The sequence below is a fragment of the Pseudomonas syringae pv. coryli str. NCPPB 4273 genome (assembly GCF_000972175.1).
Lineage (GTDB): Bacteria > Pseudomonadota > Gammaproteobacteria > Pseudomonadales > Pseudomonadaceae > Aquipseudomonas > Aquipseudomonas syringae.
The window spans coordinates 58,720-81,275 of the sequence record NZ_AWQP01000001.1; the positions used below are offsets into that span (position 1 = coordinate 58,720).

The window sequence follows — 22,556 nt, forward strand, 5'->3', positions numbered from 1 at the left end:
GTAAATGAAATAAGCCCGCTCTTTTCTACCCTGACAGGCCCCACCACTCATAAATAGCGGTTTTCCAATCGCTTTACAGACTATCGACCAAGACTATTGAAACCTGAGAGCCACCGCCCCATCTAAGAGCCATGTTCAACTTCTCAGGTGCCCCATGAACGACCAGCAGACAGACTCGCCAGATTTGCCCAACGACGCAGACGAGCACGATGTATCTCTGAGTTCCGACAGCACCTCGCTTGCCTTGCCCGGCCAGAACCTGCCCGACAAGGTTTACATCATTCCGATCCACAACCGTCCGTTCTTTCCGGCGCAGGTCCTGCCTGTCATCGTCAATGAAGAGCCGTGGGCCGAAACGCTGGAGCTGGTCAGCAAGTCCGAGCATCATTCGCTGGCGCTGTTCTTCATGGACACTCCGCAGGAAGATCCACGCCACTTCAAGACTGACGCACTCCCCGAGTATGGCACTCTGGTCAAGGTTCACCACGCCAGTCGTGAAAATGGTCGTTTACAGTTCGTCGCGCAGGGCCTGAGCCGGGTGCGCATCCGTACCTGGCTCAAGCATCATCGCCCGCCGTATCTGGTAGAAGTCGAATACCCGCAGCAGCCCAATGAGCCGACCGATGAGGTGAAGGCCTACGGCATGGCCCTGATCAACGCGATCAAGGAACTGCTGCCGCTCAACCCGCTGTACAGCGAAGAGCTGAAGAATTATCTCAACCGTTTCAGCCCCAATGACCCCTCGCCGCTCACCGACTTTGCCGCTGCCCTGACCTCCGCCACCGGCGTCGAATTGCAGGAAGTACTCGATTGTGTGCCGATGCTCAGGCGCATGGAGAAGGTCCTGCCGATGCTGCGCAAGGAAGTCGAGGTTGCACGCCTGCAGAAGGAAATCTCTGCCGAGGTGAACCGCAAGATCGGCGAGCATCAGCGGCAGTTCTTCCTCAAGGAACAGCTCAAGGTCATCCAGCAGGAGCTGGGCCTGAGCAAGGACGATCGCAGCGCCGACATCGAACAGTTCGAGCAGCGTCTGGAAGGCAAGACCCTGCCGCCACAGGCGCGCAAGAAGTTCGACGAAGAAATCGGCAAGCTCAAGGTGCTGGAAACCGGCTCGCCCGAATACGCCGTGACACGCAATTACCTGGATTGGACCAGCTCGCTGCCATGGGGCATCTACGGTGCCGACAAGCTGGACCTCAAGCACGCGCGCAAGGTGCTCGATCAGCACCATGCCGGGCTTGACGACATCAAGGCACGGATTCTGGAATTCCTCGCCGTCGGTGCCTACAAGGGTGAAATCAGCGGCTCGATCGTGCTGCTGGTCGGCCCGCCAGGCGTGGGCAAGACCAGCGTCGGACGCTCGATTGCCGAATCGCTGGGGCGGCCGTTCTATCGCCTGAGCGTGGGCGGCATGCGCGACGAGGCCGAAATCAAGGGCCACCGCCGTACCTACATCGGTGCGCAACCGGGCAAGCTGGTGCAGGCGTTGAAAGACGTTGAAGTCATGAACCCGGTCATCATGCTCGATGAAATCGACAAGATGGGCCAGAGCTATCAGGGCGACCCGGCATCCGCGCTGCTGGAAACCCTGGACCCGGAACAGAACGTCGAGTTTCTCGATCACTACCTGGACCTGCGTCTGGACCTCTCCAAGGTCCTGTTCGTGTGCACGGCCAACACGCTGGACTCGATCCCCGGCCCGCTGCTTGACCGGATGGAAGTGATCCGCCTGTCCGGCTACATCACCGAAGAGAAACTGGCGATTGCCAAGCGGCATTTGTGGCCCAAGCAATTGGCGAAAGCCGGCGTTGCGAAAAACAAGCTGAGCATCAGTGACAGCGCCCTGCGCGCCGTCATCGAGGGCTACGCTCGCGAAGCCGGTGTGCGGCATCTGGAAAAACAGCTCGGCAAGCTGGTGCGCAAGGCGGTGGTCAAACTGCTGGATGCGCCTGATTCAGTGATCAAGATCGGGCCGAAAGACCTCGAAGCGTCGTTGGGCATGCCGGTGTTCCGCAGCGAACAGGTGCTGTCCGGCACTGGCGTGATCACCGGTCTGGCCTGGACCAGCATGGGCGGCGCCACCCTGCCGATCGAGGCGACGCGCATTCATACCCTTAACCGCGGCTTCAAGCTGACCGGCCAGTTGGGCGATGTGATGAAGGAGTCGGCCGAAATTGCCTACAGCTACGTCAGCGCCAATCTGTCGAAGTTTGGTGGTGATGCGAAGTTCTTCGATGAGGCGTTCGTGCACGTACACGTCCCCGAAGGTGCCACCCCGAAAGACGGCCCGAGTGCGGGTGTGACCATGGCCAGCGCCTTGCTGTCCCTGGCCCGCAACCAGCCGCCGAAAAAAGGCGTCGCCATGACCGGCGAACTGACCCTGACCGGGCACGTACTGCCCATCGGCGGCGTTCGCGAAAAAGTCATTGCCGCGCGGCGCCAGAAAATCCACGAACTGATCCTGCCGGAGCCTAACCGTGGCAACTTCGAAGAGCTGCCGGACTATCTGAAGGAAGGCATTACCGTGCACTTCGCCAAACGCTTTGCGGACGTGGTGAAGGTGTTGTTCTAGAGCTTGATACTGCGCATGCCCCCACGCTGAATTGGCACGAGAGGTGTTCTATCGGGCGCCTCTCATTCCGCACGCTCCAGCGTGGGAATGCAGTTCTGGACCCTCTGCGTCCGATCCAGAGCGTGACAGCTGTCGTACTCCCCCACAAAACTCCGATCAGTTATCCTTGAGCCTCGTATCGCGATACCGGAACTTGCCATGACCCCTGCCCGTTTCATTGCCCCGCTGAGCCTTGCGCTGCTGACGGCGTGCGCTCAGACGCCGAAAAACATTGTGTCCATCGACACGCAAAGCGACTGCCCGCTGACACTCACGTCCGGGCAGACGCTGATCCTGACTCTGCCCAGCAACCCTACCACCGGCTTTCGCTGGCTGACCCAGAACCCGGCCCAGAATATCCTGCGCAGCCTGGGGCCTGAGGTATATGCCAACGCCGAGAGCAAGGAGATGGTCGGCAACGGTGGGCAATCGGTCTGGCGCTTCAAGGCCACCGATGCCGGGACCAGCCGGCTGATGATGGTCTATCAGCAACCCTGGGCACCCGAAGTCGCCCCGGAGCAGACCTTCGAGTGCGCCATCAGCGTGAAGTGAGGCGTTGCGCGCGGCTTGTCCGACAGCACGTACTGCACCATGCATCCCGGCGGCAACTTGGCTAGAATGCCCGCCTTTCAAAGCCTTCGCCGGAACCGCCGTGAGCAAAGAAACCGACCGCATTTTCGCCCAGCCGCTGCCCCAGGTGCCTGACTTCGCCTTCAACGAAGACGTGGTGCGGGTATTCCCGGACATGATCAAACGCTCGGTGCCCGGCTATCCGACGATTGTCGAAAACCTCGGTGTGCTGGCCGCGCAATTTTCGCAACCCAACACTGTGCTCTATGACCTTGGCAGTTCTCTGGGCGCTGTTACCCAGGCCCTGCGCCGTCATGTACGCGGCGAGGGTTGTGAGGTCATCGCGATAGACAACTCCAGTGCCATGGTCGAGCGTTGCCGTGAATACCTCAACGCGCAGGACTCCATGTTTCAGGAGTTGTTGCCGGTGCAGGTCCTCGAAGGCGATATCCTCGCCCTGACGTTCAAACCCGCCTCGGTGGTGGCGCTGAACTTCACCCTGCAATTCATCGCCCCCGACCAGCGCCTGGCATTGCTCGGGCGCATTCGTGACGCACTGGTGCCCGGCGGCGCGCTGATCCTCTCGGAAAAACTGCGCTTCGACGACCCGCAGGAACATGCGCTGCTGACGGACCTGCACATCGCCTTCAAACGCGCCAACGGCTACAGCGACCTGGAAATTGCCCAGAAGCGCAGCGCCATTGAAAACGTCATGAAACCCGACAGCCTCGAAGAACACCGCCAACGCCTGCTTGCCGCAGGTTTTTCCAAGGTGGTGCCGTGGTTTCAATGCCTTAACTTCACCTCGTTGATTGCCCTGCCATGATTGATCTCGCTCCCCTCGTCCGTCGTCTGGCGGGAACCCCTCTGGCCGATTGGGCCAATGGCCTGCAGGCCCAGCTCGACACCAAGATGGCCAAGGGTCACGGTGACCTGCAGCGCTGGCAAAGTGCGCTGGATGCCTTGCCCGACCTGCAGCCCGAGCGAATCGATCTGATCGACAGTTTTACCCTGGAAGCCGAGTGCAACGGCGAGACCCGCACCGTCCTGCGCAAGGCACTGCTGGGCCTGTCACCGTGGCGCAAGGGGCCGTTCAATGTGTTCGGCGTGCACATCGACACCGAATGGCGCTCGGACTGGAAGTGGTCGCGGGTTTCGCCACACCTGGACCTCAAGGGCAAACGCGTTCTGGATGTCGGCTGCGGCAACGGTTATTACCAATGGCGCATGCTTGGCGCCGGGGCCGACAGCGTGATCGGGGTCGACCCCAACTGGCTGTTCTTCTGTCAGTTTCAGGCCATGCAGCGCTATCTGCCTGACCTGCCCGCCTGGCACCTGCCGTTCGCGCTGGAAGACTTGCCCGCCAATCTGGAAGGTTTCGACACGGTGTTCTCGATGGGCGTGCTGTATCACCGCAAATCGCCCATCGACCACCTGCTGGCCTTGAAAGACTGTCTGGTAAAAGGCGGCGAGCTGGTGATGGAAACCCTGGTAGTGCCGGGCGATGTCCATCAGGTGCTGGTCCCGGAAGATCGTTATGCGCAGATGCGCAACGTCTGGTTCCTGCCTTCAGTACCTGCTCTGGAGTTGTGGATGCGCCGTGCCGGCTTCACCGATGTGCGTTGCGTCGATGTCAGCCACACGACGGTCGACGAACAACGCAGCACCGAGTGGATGCGCTTCCAGTCCCTGAGCGACTATCTGGACCCCACCGACCACAGCAAGACAGTCGAGGGCCTGCCTGCCCCCATGCGTGCGGTGATCGTGGGGCGCAAGCCCTGAGGGACGAGTTATCTGGCTGCCGCCACGATCAACGCTTTCATCTCGGCCACTGCCGCCTTGAAGCCGACGAACAGAGCATGAGCCACCAGCGCGTGGCCGATGTTCAGTTCGTTGATGCCCTTGATCGCGGCGACCGCTTCGACGTTGTGATAATGCAGGCCGTGACCGGCATTGACGATCAGCCCTTGGGCGAGACCAAACGCGACGCCGTCGGCGACCCGCTGCAGTTCTTCGGCGACTTCAGTCGGGGTCTGAGCATCGGCATAGCGACCGGTATGCAGTTCGATGGCGGGGGCGCCGACGCGTTTTGAAGCGGCGATCTGACGCTCGTCGGCGTCGATGAACAGTGAAACCTCGCAGCCAATCTTCGCCAGTCGCTCGACCGCCGCCTTGATCCGCGCTTCCTGCCCTGCCACGTCCAGACCGCCTTCGGTAGTCAGCTCCTGCCGTGTCTCAGGCACCAGGCAGATGTGCGCCGGGCGAATACGTTCGGCAAAGGCGAGCATGTCTTCGGTCACGCCCATCTCGAAATTCATGCGGGTCTGCAAAACGTCCTTGAGCAGCAGGACATCGCGCTCCTGAATGTGTCGGCGGTCCTCACGCAGGTGAACGGTGATGCCGTCGGCGCCTGCCTCTTCGGCGTCCAGGGCAGCCTTGACCGGGTCCGGGTAACGCGTGCCACGGGCCTGACGCAAGGTGGCTACGTGGTCGATGTTCACGCCGAGAAGGATACGAGTGCTGTGGGTCACGGTGGTCTCCAGAAAAATGGGCGAGCTGGTCGAAGCAGGCTGTAGAGAATAAAGCCTGATCAAGGCTTGCGAAACAGTTCACGACTGACTAAAGGGCGACCGCCCAAGTGAACCGCCAGCGCCTGACGCATCAGGCGCTTGGCAGCGGACAATGCGCCAGGGACGCTCCAGTCCGCTTCGGACATGGCCAGCAATTCCGCGCCCTGAAACAGACCGGGCTGAAGCAGGTACACACGCTCGAGCCCGGCATCGACCTGCAGACGATACATGCCATCAATGGCCAGTGGTTCGCCGTTGATGTCGGCGTCCATCGCGAAGCCATAGCCCAGGTCATCCAGCAAGCGCCATTCGAACGAACGCAGCAACGGCTCCAGTGGACGCCCCAGAGAAAGGGCCAGCAGCGTGGCAGCGTAATGTTCGAACACCGCAGGATGAGGGTCTTCGGCAGGCAACAGGCGAATCAGCAATTCGTTGAGGTACATGCCGCTGAACAGCGCCTCGCCGGTCATCCAGGTAGCGACGCCGGCGCTTTCCATGCGACCGACATTCTTCAGCTCGCCCCGCCCTCGAAACTCGACCTCGAGGGGCACGAACGGGCGTGCCAGCGAACCCGCCTTGCCCTTGGCACTGCGCAGCACGGCACGCAGACGCCCCTGAGGCGTGAGGAAGTCGACCAGCGCGCTGTTTTCGCGATACGCACGGCTGTGGAGCACATAAGCAGGTTGGCCGGTAGGCGTGCTCATCAGGCTGGCTCGAAAGGGAAGTGTTCGCCCGACCATAGCAAGGTCGGGCGAAAGGACAGCTTAGAGGTCGCCGTAGCCAAGGGAACGCAGTGCGCGCTCGTCATCGGACCAGCCACCTTTGACCTTGACCCACAGGTTGAGCATCACCTTGGAGTCGAACAGCAGTTCCATGTCACGACGCGCGTCACTGCCGATGCGCTTGATGCGATCGCCCTTGTCGCCAATGATGATCTTCTTCTGTCCGTCGCGCTCGACGAGGATCAGCGCATGGATATGCAGGGTGCGGCCCTGCTGCTTGAACTCTTCGATCTCGACGGTGATCTGGTACGGAAGCTCGGCACCCAACTGGCGCATGATCTTCTCGCGAACCAGTTCGGCAGCCAGAAAGCGGCTGCTGCGATCGGTGATCTGGTCTTCGGGGAAGAAGTGATCATTCTCGGGCAGGTGCGAGGCAATCAGGCTTTCCAGCGCTTCGAGGTTGTGGCCATGCTGCGCGGAGATCGGCACGATGGACGCATTCGGCAGCTGACCCTGCAGCCACTCCAGATGCGGCATCAGGTCGCTCTTGTCCTCGATGCGATCGGTCTTGTTGATCGCCAGGATGACCGGACCCTGCACATACTGAACGCGCTCCAGCACCATCTGGTCTTCGTCTGTCCAGCGGGTGCGATCGACGACGAAGATGACCACGTCGACGTCCTTCAGCGCCGCCGAAGCGGTCTTGTTCATATAACGGTTGAGCGCTTTCTCGCCATTCTTGTGCATGCCGGGGGTATCGACATAGATCGCCTGCACGGCGCCCTCGGTCTTGATGCCCAGCATGTTGTGGCGCGTGGTCTGCGGCTTGCGCGAGGTAATCGCGAGCTTCTGACCGAGAATGTGGTTGAGCAGCGTGGACTTGCCTACGTTGGGACGGCCGACAATGGCAACATAGCCACAGCGTGTTGCGGTTGTATCATTCATGACCGTTCTCCACGCCCAGGGCGATGAGTGCTGCTGCGGCGGCTACCTGTTCGGCGATCCGGCGGCTGACACCCTGTCCTCGGCTTTTTTCATTCAATAGGTTGATCTCGCATTCGACGAAAAACGTCCGGCAATGCGGTTCGCCCTGGATATCCACCACCTCGTAACGCGGCAGTTCGCAGGCCCGCGACTGGAGAAATTCCTGCAGTCGGGTCTTGGGGTCCTTGTTGGTGTCCACCAGCGTCAGGCTGTCAAACTCGGTTGTCAGCCAGGCCAGGACGCGCTCGCGCGCCGCCTCCATGCCTGCATCCAGATAGATCGCCCCGATCAGCGCCTCTAGCGCGTCGGCGAGAATCGACTCACGACGGAAACCACCGCTTTTCAACTCGCCCGAGCCCAGGCGCAGGTATTCGCCCAGGTCGAAACCACGGGCCAGCAACGCCAGGGTCTCGCCCTTCACCAGCCGCGCCCGCAAGCGGGACAACTGGCCTTCGCGAGCCTGGGGGAAACGCTCGAACAGCGCCTCGCCAGCCACGAAGTTGAGAATGGCATCACCGAGAAACTCCAGACGCTCATTGTTGCGACCGGCAAAACTGCGATGGGTCAGGGCCAGGACCATCAGCTCCTGATCCTTGAAGGTGTAGCCGAGCTGACGCTCAAGGCGGCTCAAGGATACGCTCACGGTTTACCCACGCTGAATTGCTTGTCGAACTTCAACACCAGATCGATGTTCTGGAACCACGGTTCACGCTGCTCGTAATTCAAATGAGCCTGGAACGCATTGTTCTCCACCGTCACTTTCAACGCCTTGTTCAAATCTATATCCCGAATGCTGTTGACCTGCATGTTCTTACCGACATAACCGTAAAAATCGTCGACCGTGGTGATGTCCAGGGTCTTGTTGGTGTCGACCGCTTCGATGATTTTCTTCATCGTCATGTAGTCGAGGTAGTGCGGGACCAGCTTGAAGGCCGTGCTCGTCGCAAACGCGACCAGCGCCAGCACTAACAGCCAGCCCACGAAAGAAAAGCCTTTTTGAGAAGTAGAGAACGCCATGTTCGACTTCGACCTCAAGAGTGCAACGCCTCCTGACCGGGTCGACTCATGCTTCAGAGGCGTTTCCAGTCAGCCCAAATGACATACGGCGCTGCTCAGGCAGCGCCGCATCGATTACTTGATCAGCCCTACGCGCGCAAAGTTGGGGAAGTGGCTCAGTTTCGGCTCGGGCCAGCTCATCCACACCGCAAACGCCTTGCCTACGATGTTCTTGTCAGGGACCATACCCAGCTCGTCCTTGGGAATGTTGGGATCATCCCAGTAACGACTGTCGTTGGAGTTGTCACGGTTGTCGCCCATCATGAAGTAGTGCGCGGCAGGCACGGTCCATTCACTGTCAGGCGGCGCGCGGTAGCGGCTCATTTCCTGACGGATCTGATGTTCGACTTCGCCCAGCTGCTCTTCATAGAGTTCCGCGCTGCCCAGTGTACCGGGCTCGGTGCCGATCAGCTTCTTGGCGACCAGCTCGCCATTGATGAACAGCCGCTTGTCGCTGGTGTAGCGGATACGATCACCCGGCAGACCGACGACACGCTTGATGTAATTGACGCTCGGGTCGCTCGGATAGCGGAACACCATCACGTCGCCACGCTGCGGATCACCGATCTGAATCACCTTCTGGTCCAGTACCGGCAGGCGAATGCCGTACGCGAACTTGTTGACCAGAATGAAATCACCCACATCCAGTGTCGGCTTCATGGAGCCCGAAGGAATCTGGAACGGCTCGACCAGAAACGAACGAAGCACCAGCACGATGAACAACACCGGGAAGAACGATTTGCCGTACTCGACCAGCAAAGGCTCTTTGTTCAAGCGCTCCACGACAGCAATGTCAGGTTCGCCCACGCTGCCCTGATAGTTGGAAATGGCAGCCCGGCGACGGGGCGCCAGGATGACCAGATCAATCAGTGCAAGCACGCCACAGACGAAGACAGCGATGACCAACAACAGCGGGAAATTTAGTGACATAGGACCTGACTATTCCAACCTGAGCACTGCAAGGAAGGCTTCCTGTGGAATTTCCACGTTGCCGACCTGCTTCATGCGTTTCTTACCGGCCTTTTGCTTCTCCAGCAATTTACGCTTGCGGCTGACGTCACCGCCGTAGCATTTGGCCAATACGTTCTTTCTAAGCGCCTTGACGGTTGTCCGGGCCACAATCTGACCGCCGATAGCCGCCTGAATTGCCACGTCGAACATCTGTCGAGGGATCAGCTCTTTCATCTTCTCGGTCAACGCACGCCCTTTGTAGTGTGCGTTGTCGCGGTGAACGATCAGGGCCAGGGCGTCGACCTTCTCGGCGTTGATCAGAACGTCGAGCTTGACCAGGTTGGCCGACTGGTAGCGATCAAAATGATAATCCAGCGAAGCATAACCGCGGCTGACAGACTTGAGACGATCGAAGAAGTCCAGAACCACTTCGTTCATCGGCAAATCGTAGCTCACCTGAACCTGCGTGCCGAGGAACAGCATGTCGTGCTGTACGCCACGTTTTTCGATGCACAACGTAATGACGTTGCCCAGGTGCTCCTGCGGCACAAGAATATTTGCGCGAACGATGGGCTCGCGCATGTCTTCGATGGCCGACAGGTCAGGCAGCTTGGAAGGGTTATCGACGTAAATCGTTTCGCCGGTCTTCAGTAACAGTTCGAAGATTACGGTTGGCGCGGTGGTGATCAGGTCGAGGTTGTACTCACGCTCCAGTCGTTCCTGGATGATCTCCATGTGCAGCATGCCGAGGAAGCCACAGCGGAAGCCGAAGCCCAGCGCGTCGGAGCTCTCGGGCAGGTATTGCAGTGAAGAGTCGTTAAGCGTCAGCTTTTGCAGCGCTTCACGGAAGTCTTCGAAGTCGTCCGAGCTGACCGGGAACAGGCCTGCGTAGACTTGTGGCTGAATACGCTTGAAGCCGGGCAGCACGTCGACGTCGGGGGTGGTGCTCAGGGTCAGGGTGTCACCCACCGGCGCACCATGAATGTCCTTGATGCCGGCGATGATGAAGCCTACTTCGCCCGCTTTCAGATCGACGGTCGCCGAGTGCTTGGGGTTGAACACGCCCACGCTGTCGACCAGATGCAGCTTGCCGGTCGACTTGACGAGAATCTTGTCGCCCTTCTTGACGCGGCCGTGGCGCACACGCACCAGAGACACGACGCCCAGGTAGTTGTCGAACCAGGAGTCGATGATCAACGCCTGCAGCGGATCTTCGATATTGCCGGTCGGTGCAGGAATGGTTGCGACCAAGCGCTCGAGGACCTCGTCAACGCCCATGCCGCTCTTGGCGCTGCACGCCACGGCATCGGTGGCGTCGATACCGATGATCTTCTCGATCTCTTCCTTGACGCGGTCCGGATCGGCCTGTGGCAAGTCCATCTTGTTCAGTACCGGCATGACCTCAAGGCCCTGCTCGATGGCGGTGTAGCAGTTGGCGACCGATTGCGCCTCGACGCCCTGCCCTGCATCGACGACCAGCAACGCACCTTCGCACGCGGCCAGAGAACGGCTGACTTCGTAGGTGAAGTCGACGTGCCCCGGGGTGTCAATGAAGTTCAGCTGGTAGGTGATACCGTCTTTGGCCTTGTAATACAGGGTAACGCTGTGGGCCTTGATGGTGATCCCGCGCTCGCGCTCAAGATCCATGGAGTCGAGCACCTGCGCTTCCATTTCGCGCTCGGTCAGGCCGCCGCACATTTGAATGAAGCGGTCGGCCAGCGTCGACTTGCCATGGTCAATGTGGGCGATGATGGAGAAATTGCGGATATGACTCAAATCACTCACGGATCAACACTCAAAAAGGTTGCAGGCAGATTGCCCGCCGAAAAATAGCCGGGAATTGTACCTGAACTAAGCAAGAGGCGTCACGCTTACAGGCACCCGGATCGGCGCACGGTAAACAAACGGGCACAAAAAAGGGTGGCCATGGCCACCCTTTCCGCTTAAACCGACCGGTTACTCGGACAGCTTAAAGGTGATGAAGGTCGCACGACCCTGACGCAGAACGCGCATCGAGACAGAGCGATCCTTGGGCAGGCTTTTCGCCACCTCGGTGAACTGCTTGCTGGACGTGATCGCCTGATTGTTCAAGTGAGTGATCACATCACCCGACTGCAGACCGATCAGCGAAGCCGGGCCGCCTGTGACTTCCTTGATGGCAACGCCACCTTTGAGGTCCAGGGACTTCTTCTGCTCGGCGGTCAACTCGATCACCGATACGCCCAGACGATTACTGCTGCGCTCGGCACCCGTACCGCCAACATCGCCCATCTCCTGACCTTCATCAGGCAGTGCGCCGACGGTGACCGTCAGTTTCTGACGCTTGCCGTCGCGAATCACTTCAAGTTCGGCCTTGCTGCCGTCCTTGAGGTTGCCGATCAGGTGCGGCAGGTCAGCCGACATGACGATTGGCTGGCCGTTGGCGCTCAGAATCACGTCACCCACCTGCACACCGCCCTTGGCAGCCGGGCCATCTTCAAGCACCTGCGCAACCAGCGCGCCGGCAGGCTTGTCCAGACCAAACGACTCGGCGAGGTCCTTGTTCACTTCCTGGATGACCACACCCAGCCAGCCGCGGCTGACTTTGCCATTAGCCTTGAGCTGGTTGGCGACATCCATGGCGACGTCGATCGGAATCGCGAACGACAGCCCCATGAAACCACCGGAGCGCGTGAAGATCTGCGAGTTGATCCCGACGACTTCGCCAGCCATGTTGAACAGCGGGCCACCGGAGTTACCCGGGTTGATGGCCACGTCGGTCTGAATGAACGGCACATAGGTGTCGTTAGGCAGGCTGCGCCCCTTGGCACTGACGATACCCTTGGTCACGGAGTGATCGAAACCGAACGGCGAGCCGATCGCCAGAACCCATTCGCCGACCTTGAGCGTATTGGAATTGCCCAGTTTGGCGGTCGGCAGGTCCTTGCCATCAATTTTCAGCACGGCAACGTCGGTACGCGGATCGGTACCGACCAGTTTGGCCTTCAACTCGCTGCGATCGGACAGGCGTACGAGAATCTCGTCAGCGCCATCGATTACGTGGTTGTTGGTCAGCACGTAGCCATCAGGGGAGATGATGAAGCCCGAGCCGAGGGACTGGGCCTCACGCTGGCGATCACCCTTGCCTGCACCCGAGCCTGGCGGACGCGAACCCGGCGGCATGCTGCGCTCGAGAAACTCACGGAGCATCGGCGGCAGGCCTTCCAGATCAGGCATCTGCTGATTGGCGACGGCACGGTCCGGCAACTTCTGGCGCGTACTGATATTCACCACTGCGGGCGATGCCTGCTCGACCAGCCCGGTGAAGTCCGGCAGGTTTTCGGCCTGAGCCGTAGCCACCTGACCGAGCATCAGCACAGCGGCAATCAATGAAAAGTAGGATTTCATGCGTGGTATCGACATATGGCTCCCGTTTGTAACGAGGAAAAAATTAAGCAGTCCGAAGCAACCGCCTCAAAGACCTCAAGCAGCGATGCTTATCTCTGGATCAGCGACATGACCTCTGAAAACGACAAAAGGCCAGAGCTGCGAGGCTCTGACCTATAGAAAAAAAACAGAGTTTTTGCAATCTGCAAACCTCACCAAACATTTCAGCGCCTTTGCTCAAGCCAGGTTGAGTGCGGCCTGGCGGCTTCTGTAACCCAGGATGAAAATTTTTACATCCTGGGAGCCGTGACTCCAAATGTTTATTTATTGGCTGAAGGTTCGTCGTTACGCATCGACAATGCTATGCGCTCTGCAGTACCCATCGGGACTTCTCCGACGACCGTCACCATCATGTCGCCCTGCGGCGTTGTCAGACGGCGGGAAACGGCCACTGTCGGGCCTAGCTGGGTGCGAATATCTGAAGACGCGCCACCTTTAACCGATTCGATGAACACCGAAAAACGCGCAAGACCGTCGCTGTACATGAGATGGGTCACCGGCGACTGCGTAGCAGGGTCTTTGCGTACACCGCTGCTGCTGACGTCAAAACCCGGCGGTAACCAGTCCGAATGCCATGCCACAGGGCTTATGGAAGCCTCAGGCTTGGTCTTCACCACAGAAACAGGCTTGCAGTCGGCACTGGTCTTGAGCATCTGCTCGGACAGCGCGCTGGCAGTATCGAGATCGGTAAACTGGAAACGCTCGAGCAACTGCCCCTTCTCGCTCAACAGAAGCGACTTGAGCACAAGACCGGTTTCGTTATCCAGGTGCAGTTCGAGACCGTATCGATGCTGGTCCTTGGGGGACAGCGCAACGATAGTCGCCTGACGACCGGCCACTCTGGATTTGCCGGCAATTTTCATGTCGTACCAGGCGGACAGTCTTTTGACATCGAATGCGCGGGCAGAAGAGTCGGCCGGATTGGCCACACCCGCTTCGAGCGTGCCGCTGACGCACTGAGTAAGCCCGTCAACACGCAACACTTCCTGAGCAGAACCATCAAGCTGCAGCAAGCGCTCCTGAATATGGCCGTCCGCTATGCGGTGCCAGATCCGGTGAGTAGAAAAACTACCGTTGCGCTCGTATACAAAGGTGCCTTGATAGCTTTGCTGCTGATCAACCTTGGCAAGACGATTGATTGCGTCTTGCGCATCATCAGCCTGTACCGGGAGGGCAAGCCATCCACCAAGCAGTAGTGGCAGTAGAGGGACGGCTCGCATGATCCTCCTTAACGGTTTTCCAGACTCGCAGCACGTGCGTATGGCAGCGCGCTTTCAGTACCCTTCAGCGCTGCTTCCTGAGCGTGCTGGCGCAGATAGCCCGGCAGACGCTGGTCACCTTGACCACCGCCCTGCAATACACCATTGGCCATAGGACCAGGCGCTTGCTCGGCACTTTCAGTGTAGCCAGCCAGTACGGCCGGGCCTTTCACTTGCGGAACAGTCAGATTGGCAGGCTGTTGGGTCTGCTGTGCCAATTGCGCACCGGCGATATCATCCTGGTTATACAGGCGGACACCGGCCAGTACGGCTACGGTAACCGACGCTGCAACGGCCAGGCGACCCAGCGTACGCCAAGGACCGCGAGCTGCCTTGAGCGGGCTGACTTCATCGGCGATCGCGGCAGATACAGCAGCCGAGATATCCAGATGAGGGACCAGCAACTCTTTGTGCATCGCTGCACGAGCAACTTGGTAACGCGACCAGGTGGCGCGAGTATCGGCATCGTCAATGGCATTCAATACCCGACGTAATTCCAGTTCGTCCGCTTCATTATCAAGTACCGCGGACAGCGATTCCTGCAGGGCTTCACGACTCATGGCGGGTTCCTCTCTTGGGCTATCGCCGCTGTCTCAGGATTCCTGCAACAACGGCTGCAGGGCTTTATCGATGGCTTCCCGAGCGCGGAAGATCCGAGAGCGCACGGTACCAACAGGACACTGCATGACGCTCGCAATGTCTTCATAACTCAGACCATCGAATTCACGTAAAGTTAGTGCCGTACGCAAATCTTCCGGGAGAAGCTGGATGGTCCGATGGACGGTGCCCTCGATCTCATCCCTCAACAATGCACGCTCCGGCGACTCGATGTCCTTGAGGCCGTGGTCGCCGTCGTAGAACTCCGCGTCTTCAGACCTTACATCGCTATCCGGTGGTCGCCGACCTCGCGAAACCAGATAGTTCTTCGCCGTGTTAATGGCGATGCGGTACAGCCAGGTGTAGAAAGCACTGTCACCGCGAAAATTTCCGAGAGCACGGTAAGCCTTGATAAAGGCTTCCTGTGCAACGTCTTGAGCCTCATGGGTGTCGTGCACGAATCGCACGATCAACCCTAGAATTTTGTGCTGATACTTCAGCACCAACAGATCAAATGCTCGCGTATCGCCACGCTGTACGCGCTCGACAAGCTGCTGATCCTCTTCCTGGGTTAGCATGAACACTCCTCGTTAAGCATGAAGGAGTGTTGCAACTGATATTGTTCAGGCTCGCAAACATAGACTCGGGCTTTTCGCAAAAGTTCTCCCCCTTCAAGCAAGTTTCCTGCAAGCCATCATAAAGCGTGCACGAAAAACGCAGCTCGACACGGTCGGCTGCGCGAATAGTCTTGTCGCCAGTTTCGCAGTTGATGATCACTTATCTAACCCTGCGAAATAGACGCTGTTCCTGTGTAGGCAACCTGCTATTGAGCATGGTTCTTTACAAAAAGTTCCATTGACACAATTGCCGGCGTGAGCCTCAAACTGCATAAAGTTCCCTTGAATCAACGCGCTGGAGCATTTCCAGCAACCGAACAAAAGGAAAACAATAGGCATGCGGTCCGGGACTGGAGCACAATCCAGACCCGCCGTGGTCTCACATTGCCATGTAGGCGAGGCTATTGTGCCGTTACCCCAATACTTATACTAGTGGTCGCCAAGGGCAGAATTCGCAGATGAGCCAACATTTTCAGCATGACGTACTGGTAATCGGCAGCGGCGCTGCCGGGTTGAGCCTGGCACTGACCCTCCCCGACCACCTGCGGATTGCGGTCCTGAGCAAGGGTAATCTCGCCAACGGCTCGACCTTCTGGGCGCAGGGCGGTGTTGCGGCAGTGCTGGATGACACCGACACCGTGCAATCTCATGTTGAGGACACGCTGAACGCAGGCGGCGGCCTTTGCAACGAAGACGCTGTGCGTTTCACTGTCGAACATAGCCGCGAGGCGATTCAATGGCTGATCGATCAAGGCGTGCCTTTCACCCGTGGCGATGACGCAGACACCGACGAAAGTGGATTTGAATTTCACCTGACGCGTGAAGGCGGCCATAGCCATCGACGGATCATTCATGCTGCAGACGCCACGGGTGCCGCCATTTTTCGCACCCTGCTGGAACAGGCAATCAAACGCCCCAATATCGAATTGCTCGAACAGCGCGCCGCCATCGACCTGATCACCGAACGCCGCCTTGGCCTGGACGGCCAGCGCTGCCTCGGTGCCTATGTGCTCAACCGCCACAGTGGCGAAGTGGATACTTACAGCGCGCGCTTCACAATCCTGGCGTCGGGCGGCGCCGCCAAGGTCTACCTGTACACCAGTAACCCTGACGGCGCGTGTGGCGACGGCATCGCCATGGCCTGGCGTTCCGGCTGCCGGGTGGCGAACCTTGAGTTCAACCAGTTTCACCCCACTTGCCTGTATCACCCGCAGGCCAAGAGCTTTCTGATCACCGAGGCACTGCGCGGTGAAGGGGCTTACCTCAAGCTGCCTAACGGCGAGCGCTTCATGCAACGCTTCGATGAGCGGGCAGAACTGGCGCCGCGCGATATCGTGGCCCGCGCGATAGACCATGAGATGAAGCGGCTGGGTATCGACTGCGTGTATCTGGACATCAGCCACAAGCCGGAAGCCTTCATCAAGACGCACTTCCCAACCGTCTATGAACGCTGCCTGGAATTTTCCATCGACATCACGCGCGAACCGATCCCCGTAGTCCCCGCTGCGCATTACACCTGTGGTGGCGTGATGGTGGACAGCAAGGGGCATACCGATGTGCCGGGCCTGTACGCCATCGGCGAGACCAGCTTCACAGGCCTGCATGGCGCCAACCGCATGGCCAGCAACTCGCTGCTGGAATGCTTCGTCTATGCCCGATCGGCCGCCGCAGACATCGAGAAGCAACTGAATGACGTGCAGATGCCCGCCGACCTTCCGGCCTGGGACGCCAGCCAGGTCACCGACTCGGACGAGGACGTGATCATTGCGCACAACTGGGACGAGCTGCGGCGGTTCATGTGGGACTACGTGGGCATTGTGCGCACCAACAAACGCCTGCAGCGCGCTCAGCACCGCGTACGCCTGCTGCTGGACGAGATTGACGAGTTTTACAGCAACTACAAGGTCAGCCGCGACCTGATCGAGTTGCGCAACCTGGCGCAGGTGGCGGAACTGATGATCCGCTCGGCCATGCAGCGCAAGGAAAGCCGCGGTCTGCACTACACGCTGGACTATCCTGATATGTTGCCGGAGGCGCTGGACACTATTCTGGTGCCGCCCACCTATGCCGGCTGAATTTCAAACGCACGCGCAGACGTCGGTGAATGTCCGGCGTCAATGCGTCATGCGGGATACAACAACTGTTTATTGATCGTGCTGGCCGACCGGCGATAATCGGGCGAAAACGCAGAATCACCATCCACGGCAAGGCAAGACTGTCGGGGCATAACTGCACAGGCTGCCAGCCGGTACGTGCATTCCACAGCTGCCAGCCTTGATGATCGCGCTTGAGCGCAGTGAATGCCGCCGGATGCGTCAGCAGGATCGCGCGTGGTATCACCCAGGCAGCATGCGCCAGACATATCAGCGCACCCAGCGCCGCAGCCCACACAGCGATGTCCAGCCAGCACAACGCGACCAGTGCCAGACACTGGACCGCGAGATACGCCGTCACCAGCAGACGCGAGGCCTGCCAATGACATTCGAAGCGATCACTGGGGCTGGACACGGTCCAGGATCATGCGAACCATGCGCTGCAATTCAGCATCTTCGGATTCGGCACGCTGCATGAACCAGCCGAACATGTCCTGATCCTCACAGGTCAGCAGACGGCGGTACAAATCGCGGTCCTCGTCATTCAAGTGGGGATAGACCTCACGGACAAACGGCACCAGCAGCACGTCCAGTTCAAGCATGCCGCGGCGGCTGTGCCAGTAAAGGCGGTTGAGTTCAACGTCTTCGACCATGGAGCGCTCCTCAAAGTAGGCGGCAAGTATACAGCCGTGAGCCGGGCGCGCGAATCTTGCAATGGTCGCAGCAGTTTTCATGTACCCGTATGCATAACCTCGACTCGGCACTATGATGTGCCCCCGGACTTTTTTCCCAATCTGCGATGACCATGGCCCACACAGCTTTTTTCTGCACGCTAACCCATGAGGGCGTTCTCGCCGTTCGCGGCGTGGATGCCAGCAAGTTTCTTCAGGGTCAGCTGACGTGCAACCTCAACTACCTGAATGAAGACAAATCCAGCCTGGGTGCCCGTTGCACGCAGAAAGGCCGGATGCAGTCGAGTTTTCGCATCGTGTTCGAAGGCGACGGCTGCCTGTTGGCGATGGCTGGCGAACTGATCGAGGCGCAATTGCTCGACCTGCGCAAATACGCAGTGTTCTCCAAATCCAAGCTCACGGACGAAAGCGCAGACTGGGTGCGCTTCGGCCTGCAGGATGGGGACGCTGCGCTGATCAGCCTGGGGCTGGATCTGCCACAGGAAACCGATAGCGTGGTGCGCGCCAATGATCTGATCGCGATCCGCGTCTCGCCAGGCCGGGCCGAGCTCTGGGTGCGCAGCGCACAGGCGGACAGCATCAAGTCACGCCTGGCAGCGCAGTTGAGCGAAGCCCCGCTGAATGACTGGTTGCTGGGCCAGATACGTGTCGGCATCGGCCAGGTGTTCGGCAGCACCCGCGAAGAATTCATTCCGCAGATGATCAATCTGCAAGCGGTTGGCGGCGTCAGCTTCAAGAAAGGCTGCTACACCGGCCAGGAAATCGTTGCCAGAATGCAATATCTTGGCAAACTCAAGCGCAGGCTTTACCGCCTGACCCTGAGCGGCGAAGAGATCCCGCAGGCCGGTACGGCACTGTTCTCACCGGTGCATGCCAGCGCTGTGGGCAACGTCGTCATGGCCGCACAGGATGGGCAGAACATCGAACTGCTTGCGGTGTTGCAGGGTGATGCGGCGCAAGACGGTCGTATCAATCTTGGCTCGCCAGAAGGCGCAGCGCTGCAAATGAGTGAACTGCCCTACACACTGGACAGCAAACTCGAAACTCAGCGCTAGCCAGACGAACACATTCAGCTTCCTAGTGTCTTTAGAGCGTTCCAGTACAGCCTGGCGCTCTGAAGAGCGCGCGGATAACTCTGGACACCCCCAACAGCTGCGAGATGCAACATGAGCAAGATGGCTGACGAGGTGCAGAGAAACTTGATCAAGGCCATCGACAGAGATGCCTTGTTTCTCCCCACCCTGCCGGAAGTGGCACTGAGAATTCGCCTGGCTGCAGAGGACACCGAGATCAGTATCTCGGCCCTGAGCAAGGTCATCGGTAGCGATACAGCCCTTTCCGCACGCCTGATCAAGGTCGCGAACAGCCCCTTGCTGCGCCCGAATTTTGAAGTCAGCGACGTCAACACCGCGATTCGGCGGCTGGGCGTCAACTACACCTGCAACCTGGCCATCGGCCTGGTGGTCGAGCAGATGTTCCACGCCAAGTCGCCGGTCATCGAGCAGAAGATGCGCGATATCTGGAAGCAAAGTCTGCAGGTGGCCGGTATCAGTTACACCCTGTGTCAGCACTACACCAATCTGAAACCCGATCAGGCCACGCTCGCCGGGCTGATCCATCTGATCGGGATCCTGCCGATCCTGACCTATGCCGAAGACCATTACGAGCTGCTGTCCGACCCGATCAGCCTCAACCACGTAATTGACAGCATTCATCCGGTCATCGGCGAGCGCCTGCTGCGCTCATGGGATTTCCCCGAGCCACTGGCCTGTGTGCCGGGCCAGTTCCAGAACTTCGCACGTGTCTCGAAAAGCCCTGACTACACCGATCTGGTGCAGATCGCCACGGTGCATATCCACAGGAATACCGAACACCCCTTCAGCCTCATTGAAATGGTCGACCTGCCTGCCTACAGCCAGTTGCGGCTCGCCAGAGGCGAAGGCGTGCTCAGCGCCCAGATGGACGAAGCCAAGAGCATGCTCTACTAGCCTCAGCTGGTCCAGGGTGTGTAAAAACGTCACGAGCGAAGGCAAGACAAGGCAAAAACAGGCGAAAACGGCCGGGGTCGCGACCGACTCTAGGTGTTCTAAATGAGCATTTTTCGCCTGTTTTTAACGCAGTATTGGCAAGCGCAGTAGTTTTTACACAGTCTGGATCAGGTCGCGCTGAAACTGACCCTTACCTTCAGGCCGCGCTCGGCGCCCTCGTGCAACGTGATTCTGGCCAGATGTGCCCGGCAGATTTCACCCACAATCGCCAGCCCGAGCCCGGCACCACTGCCCTGCTGACTGCGACGGTAAAAGCGCTCGAAAACGCGCTCACGCTCATCTGCCGGAATGCCGGGACCATCATCCTCGACCTCCAGAACACCCGGCGCATAGACCCGCAACACCACGTTGCCGCCCGGTGAAGTGTGGGCCAGCGCGTTGTCGATCAGATTGCTCAGCAACTCGTTCAGCAAGGTCGGCTCGCCGCGCAGCCAGACCGGCTCATCAGCCTCCAGCGCCAGCGCGACGCCCCGAGAATGAGCCAATGGCGCCATGGCCATGCCCAGCTCCCTGGCCAGCTGACTGAGGTCCAGCTGTTGCGCCCCGCCCTCGGCGATGGCCCGCGCGCCGTTTTCGATGCGCGCCAGGGACAGCAGCTGGTTGGCCAGATGCGTGAGTCGATCGGTGCCGAGCGCCGCCGACTCCAGCGTGCTGCGCCAATGCTGCGGGTCGCGCTCGCGCAGCCCCAGCTCGACCCGCGCCTTCAAGGCGGCCAGCGGGGTGCGCAGTTCGTGGGCGGCATCGGCGATGAATTGCGCCTGACGCTCGAACTGCACGCGCAGTCGCTCGGTGAAGTGGTTCAGCGCCCCCACCAGCGGACGCAGTTCGTGCTGCACTTCAACCATCGGCAACGCGCGCAGATCATCCAGCTGACGCTCCTCGACGGCGGTGCGCAGGCGCTCCAGCGGCCGCAATGCCGCGCTTACCGTGAACCAGACCAGCAGCAGCGCGCCTCCTCCGAGCATGCCCAGACGCAGCAATGTGTCAGCCATCAGGCTGCGCGCCATGCCCTTGCGCGCTTCCTGGGTTTCGGCAACGCGGATTTCAGCAGTGCCGTTCATGCCCGGATCGGTCACTGGTTTGAGCAGGCTGACAACCCGCACGTCCTGCCCCTGATAGATCCCGTTATAAAATTTCGCCAGGGCCGGGTAATCGTCGGTACGCAACGTACCGGGCGGCGGCGACGGCAGGTTTTCATAGCCGGAAATCAGCTTCTGATGGATGTCGTTAACCTGATAGTAGATGCGTCCTTCGCTGTCGTAGGCGAAGGTGTCCAGCGCCACGTAGGGAATGTCGGCGCTCAGCGTGCCATCGCGCTGAGTCAGTCCGGCTGCGATGGTACGTGCGGAAGCCAGCAACGTGCGGTCATAGGCGGTGTCGGCCACTTCGCGGCCATTCCAGTAAGCGCTCATGCCGCTGGCCAACATCAACACCACCAGCAGCAGGGCCAGATTCCACAACAATCGCCAGCGCAGGCTGTCGTTAATCATCACGGCTTTCCAGCAGATACCCCAGACCGCGAAAGGTCACGATGGCCACGGAATGTCCGTCGAGCTTCTTGCGCAGACGATGGACATAGATCTCGATGGCGTCGGGGCTGGCTTCTTCATCGAGCCCGAACACCTGCGCCGCCAGTTGCTCCTTGCTCATCACCCGACCCGGCCGGGCGATAAGCGCTTCCAGCACCGCCTGTTCGCGAGAGGTCAGAGTCAGCAGTTCTTCGCCGAGCGTGAAACGTCGCGTGTCCAGATCGTAGGCCAAGACGCCGCAACGCTGTTGCCGCTCGCCACCCAGCACGCTGCGCCGCAGCAAGGCCTTGACCCTGGCCTCCAGCTCGGAAAGTTCGAAAGGCTTGGCCAGGTAGTCGTCGGCGCCCAGATTAAGGCCATGGACCCGGTCCTTGACGTCACTGCGCGCCGTCAGCATCAGCACCGGCAGGTTTTTGCTGCGCGCTCGCAGACGCGCCAGCACTTCAAAGCCGTCCATGCGCGGCAACCCGACATCGAGAATGGCGACCGCGTATTCTTCGCTGTTCAACGCCAGGTCGGCGGCCACGCCATCATGCAGCACATCAACGGTCAAACCCGCGCTTTTGAGCGCCTGCGCGACACTTTCAGCCAATTGCAGATGATCTTCCACAAGAAGAACACGCATCGCCGTCTCCTGATTGTCACTGTTGTTATCGATCTGGGTATCGAGGCTCGTGGCGGTGGAGTTTACAGGCCGGCCGCCGTCTGTGAAGGGCAGAAACGATTCGCGGCTCGCTAATCACGACGTGAAAGGCAACTGAAAGGTTTACGAAAGGTTTGTCGTTTAGCATCGCGAAACGACCCGGTAAAAGGGTACGTAAAAAACAGGCG

General features: G+C 59.4%; 22 protein-coding genes. 7 read left to right on the forward strand and 15 right to left on the reverse strand.

Annotation, left to right across the window (positions count from 1 at the left end; translation table 11 throughout):
* Positions 1-154: 154 nt before the first annotated feature.
* The 4 genes from lon (at position 155) to cmoB (ending at position 4,963) form a co-directional block, all read left to right on the forward strand.
* A complete protein-coding gene (gene lon / locus P406_RS00240) occupies positions 155-2,572 on the forward strand; it encodes an endopeptidase La (protein WP_003412995.1) in 2,418 nt (805 codons plus the stop codon).
* Positions 2,573-2,770: 198 nt separating this feature from the next.
* Positions 2,771-3,163: a protease inhibitor I42 family protein gene (locus P406_RS00245; protein ID WP_046234984.1), complete on the forward strand. Its 393-nt coding sequence runs from the start codon at positions 2,771-2,773 to the stop codon at positions 3,161-3,163.
* Positions 3,164-3,263: 100 nt separating this feature from the next.
* Positions 3,264-4,007 carry a carboxy-S-adenosyl-L-methionine synthase CmoA gene (gene cmoA, locus P406_RS00250; RefSeq protein ID WP_046234985.1) on the forward strand — a complete coding sequence of 248 codons (744 nt, stop codon included), beginning with the start codon at positions 3,264-3,266 and terminating at the stop codon, positions 4,005-4,007.
* Positions 4,004-4,963 carry a tRNA 5-methoxyuridine(34)/uridine 5-oxyacetic acid(34) synthase CmoB gene (gene cmoB / locus P406_RS00255; RefSeq protein WP_003405349.1) on the forward strand — a complete coding sequence of 320 codons (960 nt, stop codon included), beginning with the start codon at positions 4,004-4,006 and terminating at the stop codon, positions 4,961-4,963. Before cmoA ends, cmoB begins: the two co-directional genes overlap by 4 nt.
* Before the next feature lie 8 nt (positions 4,964-4,971).
* Here the strand turns inward: cmoB and pdxJ are convergent, their stop codons facing one another.
* From pdxJ to rpoE, 11 genes are all read right to left on the reverse strand, one after another.
* Positions 4,972-5,712 (reverse strand): pyridoxine 5'-phosphate synthase, encoded by a 741-nt coding sequence (pdxJ, locus tag P406_RS00260; protein ID WP_003405348.1) that lies wholly within the window; start codon positions 5,710-5,712, stop codon positions 4,972-4,974.
* Positions 5,713-5,771: 59 nt separating this feature from the next.
* A complete protein-coding gene (recO, locus tag P406_RS00265) occupies positions 5,772-6,455 on the reverse strand; it encodes a DNA repair protein RecO (protein ID WP_003413003.1) in 684 nt (227 codons plus the stop codon).
* 60 nt (positions 6,456-6,515) lie between these two features.
* Positions 6,516-7,418 carry a GTPase Era gene (era, locus tag P406_RS00270; protein ID WP_003363707.1) on the reverse strand — a complete coding sequence of 301 codons (903 nt, stop codon included), beginning with the start codon at positions 7,416-7,418 and terminating at the stop codon, positions 6,516-6,518.
* Complete coding sequence (gene rnc, locus P406_RS00275; protein ID WP_002554906.1) at positions 7,411-8,100, reverse strand: ribonuclease III; 690 nt, start codon at positions 8,098-8,100, stop codon at positions 7,411-7,413. Before rnc ends, era begins: the two co-directional genes overlap by 8 nt.
* The gene (locus tag P406_RS00280; RefSeq protein ID WP_003363709.1) at positions 8,097-8,474 is read right to left on the reverse strand and encodes a DUF4845 domain-containing protein; all 378 of its coding nucleotides are present in this window, start codon (positions 8,472-8,474) and stop codon (positions 8,097-8,099) included. The genes rnc and P406_RS00280 overlap by 4 nt, the downstream gene beginning before the upstream one ends.
* Positions 8,475-8,588: 114 nt before the next feature.
* Entirely contained in the window at positions 8,589-9,443 is an 855-nt protein-coding gene (gene lepB, locus P406_RS00285) for a signal peptidase I (protein ID WP_003363711.1), read from the reverse strand.
* Positions 9,444-9,452: 9 nt separating this feature from the next.
* Complete coding sequence (gene lepA, locus P406_RS00290; protein ID WP_003413009.1) at positions 9,453-11,249, reverse strand: translation elongation factor 4; 1,797 nt, start codon at positions 11,247-11,249, stop codon at positions 9,453-9,455.
* A gap of 171 nt (positions 11,250-11,420) precedes the next feature.
* The gene (locus P406_RS00295) at positions 11,421-12,851 is read right to left on the reverse strand and encodes a DegQ family serine endoprotease (protein ID WP_244467792.1); all 1,431 of its coding nucleotides are present in this window, start codon (positions 12,849-12,851) and stop codon (positions 11,421-11,423) included.
* A 299-nt stretch (positions 12,852-13,150) separates the two neighbouring features.
* Entirely contained in the window at positions 13,151-14,110 is a 960-nt protein-coding gene (locus P406_RS00300; protein WP_046234987.1) for a MucB/RseB C-terminal domain-containing protein, read from the reverse strand.
* Between the two features lie 8 nt (positions 14,111-14,118).
* Positions 14,119-14,709 (reverse strand): anti sigma-E factor RseA C-terminal domain-containing protein, encoded by a 591-nt coding sequence (locus tag P406_RS00305; RefSeq protein WP_003405339.1) that lies wholly within the window; start codon positions 14,707-14,709, stop codon positions 14,119-14,121.
* 33 nt (positions 14,710-14,742) lie between these two features.
* Positions 14,743-15,324 (reverse strand): RNA polymerase sigma factor RpoE/AlgU, encoded by a 582-nt coding sequence (gene rpoE / locus P406_RS00310; RefSeq protein WP_002554912.1) that lies wholly within the window; start codon positions 15,322-15,324, stop codon positions 14,743-14,745.
* A gap of 497 nt (positions 15,325-15,821) precedes the next feature.
* Here rpoE and nadB point away from each other — a divergent pair, with 497 nt between their 5' ends.
* Positions 15,822-17,438 (forward strand): L-aspartate oxidase, encoded by a 1,617-nt coding sequence (nadB, locus tag P406_RS00315; RefSeq protein ID WP_046234988.1) that lies wholly within the window; start codon positions 15,822-15,824, stop codon positions 17,436-17,438.
* Here the strand turns inward: nadB and P406_RS00320 are convergent.
* Positions 17,407-17,871, reverse strand: coding sequence for a protein YgfX (locus P406_RS00320; RefSeq protein ID WP_046234989.1), 465 nt, complete (start codon positions 17,869-17,871; stop codon positions 17,407-17,409). The two genes, nadB and P406_RS00320, sit on opposite strands and share 32 nt — an antisense overlap.
* A complete protein-coding gene (locus P406_RS00325; RefSeq protein WP_003418591.1) occupies positions 17,855-18,109 on the reverse strand; it encodes an FAD assembly factor SdhE in 255 nt (84 codons plus the stop codon). The genes P406_RS00320 and P406_RS00325 overlap by 17 nt, the downstream gene beginning before the upstream one ends.
* Positions 18,110-18,261: 152 nt before the next feature.
* Between P406_RS00325 and ygfZ the strand changes: the two genes are divergently transcribed.
* Positions 18,262-19,203 (forward strand): CAF17-like 4Fe-4S cluster assembly/insertion protein YgfZ, encoded by a 942-nt coding sequence (gene ygfZ, locus P406_RS00330; protein WP_046234995.1) that lies wholly within the window; start codon positions 18,262-18,264, stop codon positions 19,201-19,203.
* 111 nt (positions 19,204-19,314) lie between these two features.
* Complete coding sequence (locus P406_RS00335; RefSeq protein ID WP_032703140.1) at positions 19,315-20,136, forward strand: HDOD domain-containing protein; 822 nt, start codon at positions 19,315-19,317, stop codon at positions 20,134-20,136.
* A gap of 167 nt (positions 20,137-20,303) precedes the next feature.
* Here P406_RS00335 and tctE read toward each other — a convergent pair whose 3' ends face one another.
* The gene (gene tctE, locus P406_RS00340; protein WP_003413020.1) at positions 20,304-21,686 is read right to left on the reverse strand and encodes a two-component system sensor histidine kinase TctE; all 1,383 of its coding nucleotides are present in this window, start codon (positions 21,684-21,686) and stop codon (positions 20,304-20,306) included.
* Positions 21,679-22,350, reverse strand: coding sequence for a two-component system response regulator TctD (gene tctD, locus P406_RS00345; protein WP_003363740.1), 672 nt, complete (start codon positions 22,348-22,350; stop codon positions 21,679-21,681). Before tctD ends, tctE begins: the two co-directional genes overlap by 8 nt.
* Positions 22,351-22,556: the final 206 nt, after the last annotated feature.

Bases quoted from the DNA above. Each gene is read 5' to 3' on its own strand.
- era (WP_003363707.1), bottom strand. From the start codon at position 7,418: ATGAATGATACAACCGCAACACGCTGTGGCTATGTTGCCATTGTCGGC.
- P406_RS00295 (WP_244467792.1), bottom strand. From the start codon at position 12,851: ATGAAATCCTACTTTTCATTGATTGCCGCTGTGCTGATGCTCGGTCAG.
- recO (WP_003413003.1), bottom strand. From the start codon at position 6,455: ATGAGCACGCCTACCGGCCAACCTGCTTATGTGCTCCACAGCCGTGCG.
- P406_RS00300 (WP_046234987.1), bottom strand. From the start codon at position 14,110: ATGCGAGCCGTCCCTCTACTGCCACTACTGCTTGGTGGATGGCTTGCC.
- lon (WP_003412995.1), top strand. From the start codon at position 155: ATGAACGACCAGCAGACAGACTCGCCAGATTTGCCCAACGACGCAGAC.
- cmoB (WP_003405349.1), top strand. From the start codon at position 4,004: ATGATTGATCTCGCTCCCCTCGTCCGTCGTCTGGCGGGAACCCCTCTG.
- P406_RS00325 (WP_003418591.1), bottom strand. From the start codon at position 18,109: ATGGTCGAAGACGTTGAACTCAACCGCCTTTACTGGCACAGCCGCCGC.
- tctE (WP_003413020.1), bottom strand. From the start codon at position 21,686: ATGATTAACGACAGCCTGCGCTGGCGATTGTTGTGGAATCTGGCCCTG.
- nadB (WP_046234988.1), top strand. From the start codon at position 15,822: ATGAGCCAACATTTTCAGCATGACGTACTGGTAATCGGCAGCGGCGCT.
- tctD (WP_003363740.1), bottom strand. From the start codon at position 22,350: ATGCGTGTTCTTCTTGTGGAAGATCATCTGCAATTGGCTGAAAGTGTC.
- ygfZ (WP_046234995.1), top strand. From the start codon at position 18,262: ATGGCCCACACAGCTTTTTTCTGCACGCTAACCCATGAGGGCGTTCTC.
- P406_RS00305 (WP_003405339.1), bottom strand. From the start codon at position 14,709: ATGAGTCGTGAAGCCCTGCAGGAATCGCTGTCCGCGGTACTTGATAAT.
- P406_RS00245 (WP_046234984.1), top strand. From the start codon at position 2,771: ATGACCCCTGCCCGTTTCATTGCCCCGCTGAGCCTTGCGCTGCTGACG.
- rpoE (WP_002554912.1), bottom strand. From the start codon at position 15,324: ATGCTAACCCAGGAAGAGGATCAGCAGCTTGTCGAGCGCGTACAGCGT.
- P406_RS00280 (WP_003363709.1), bottom strand. From the start codon at position 8,474: ATGGCGTTCTCTACTTCTCAAAAAGGCTTTTCTTTCGTGGGCTGGCTG.
- lepB (WP_003363711.1), bottom strand. From the start codon at position 9,443: ATGTCACTAAATTTCCCGCTGTTGTTGGTCATCGCTGTCTTCGTCTGT.
- P406_RS00335 (WP_032703140.1), top strand. From the start codon at position 19,315: ATGAGCAAGATGGCTGACGAGGTGCAGAGAAACTTGATCAAGGCCATC.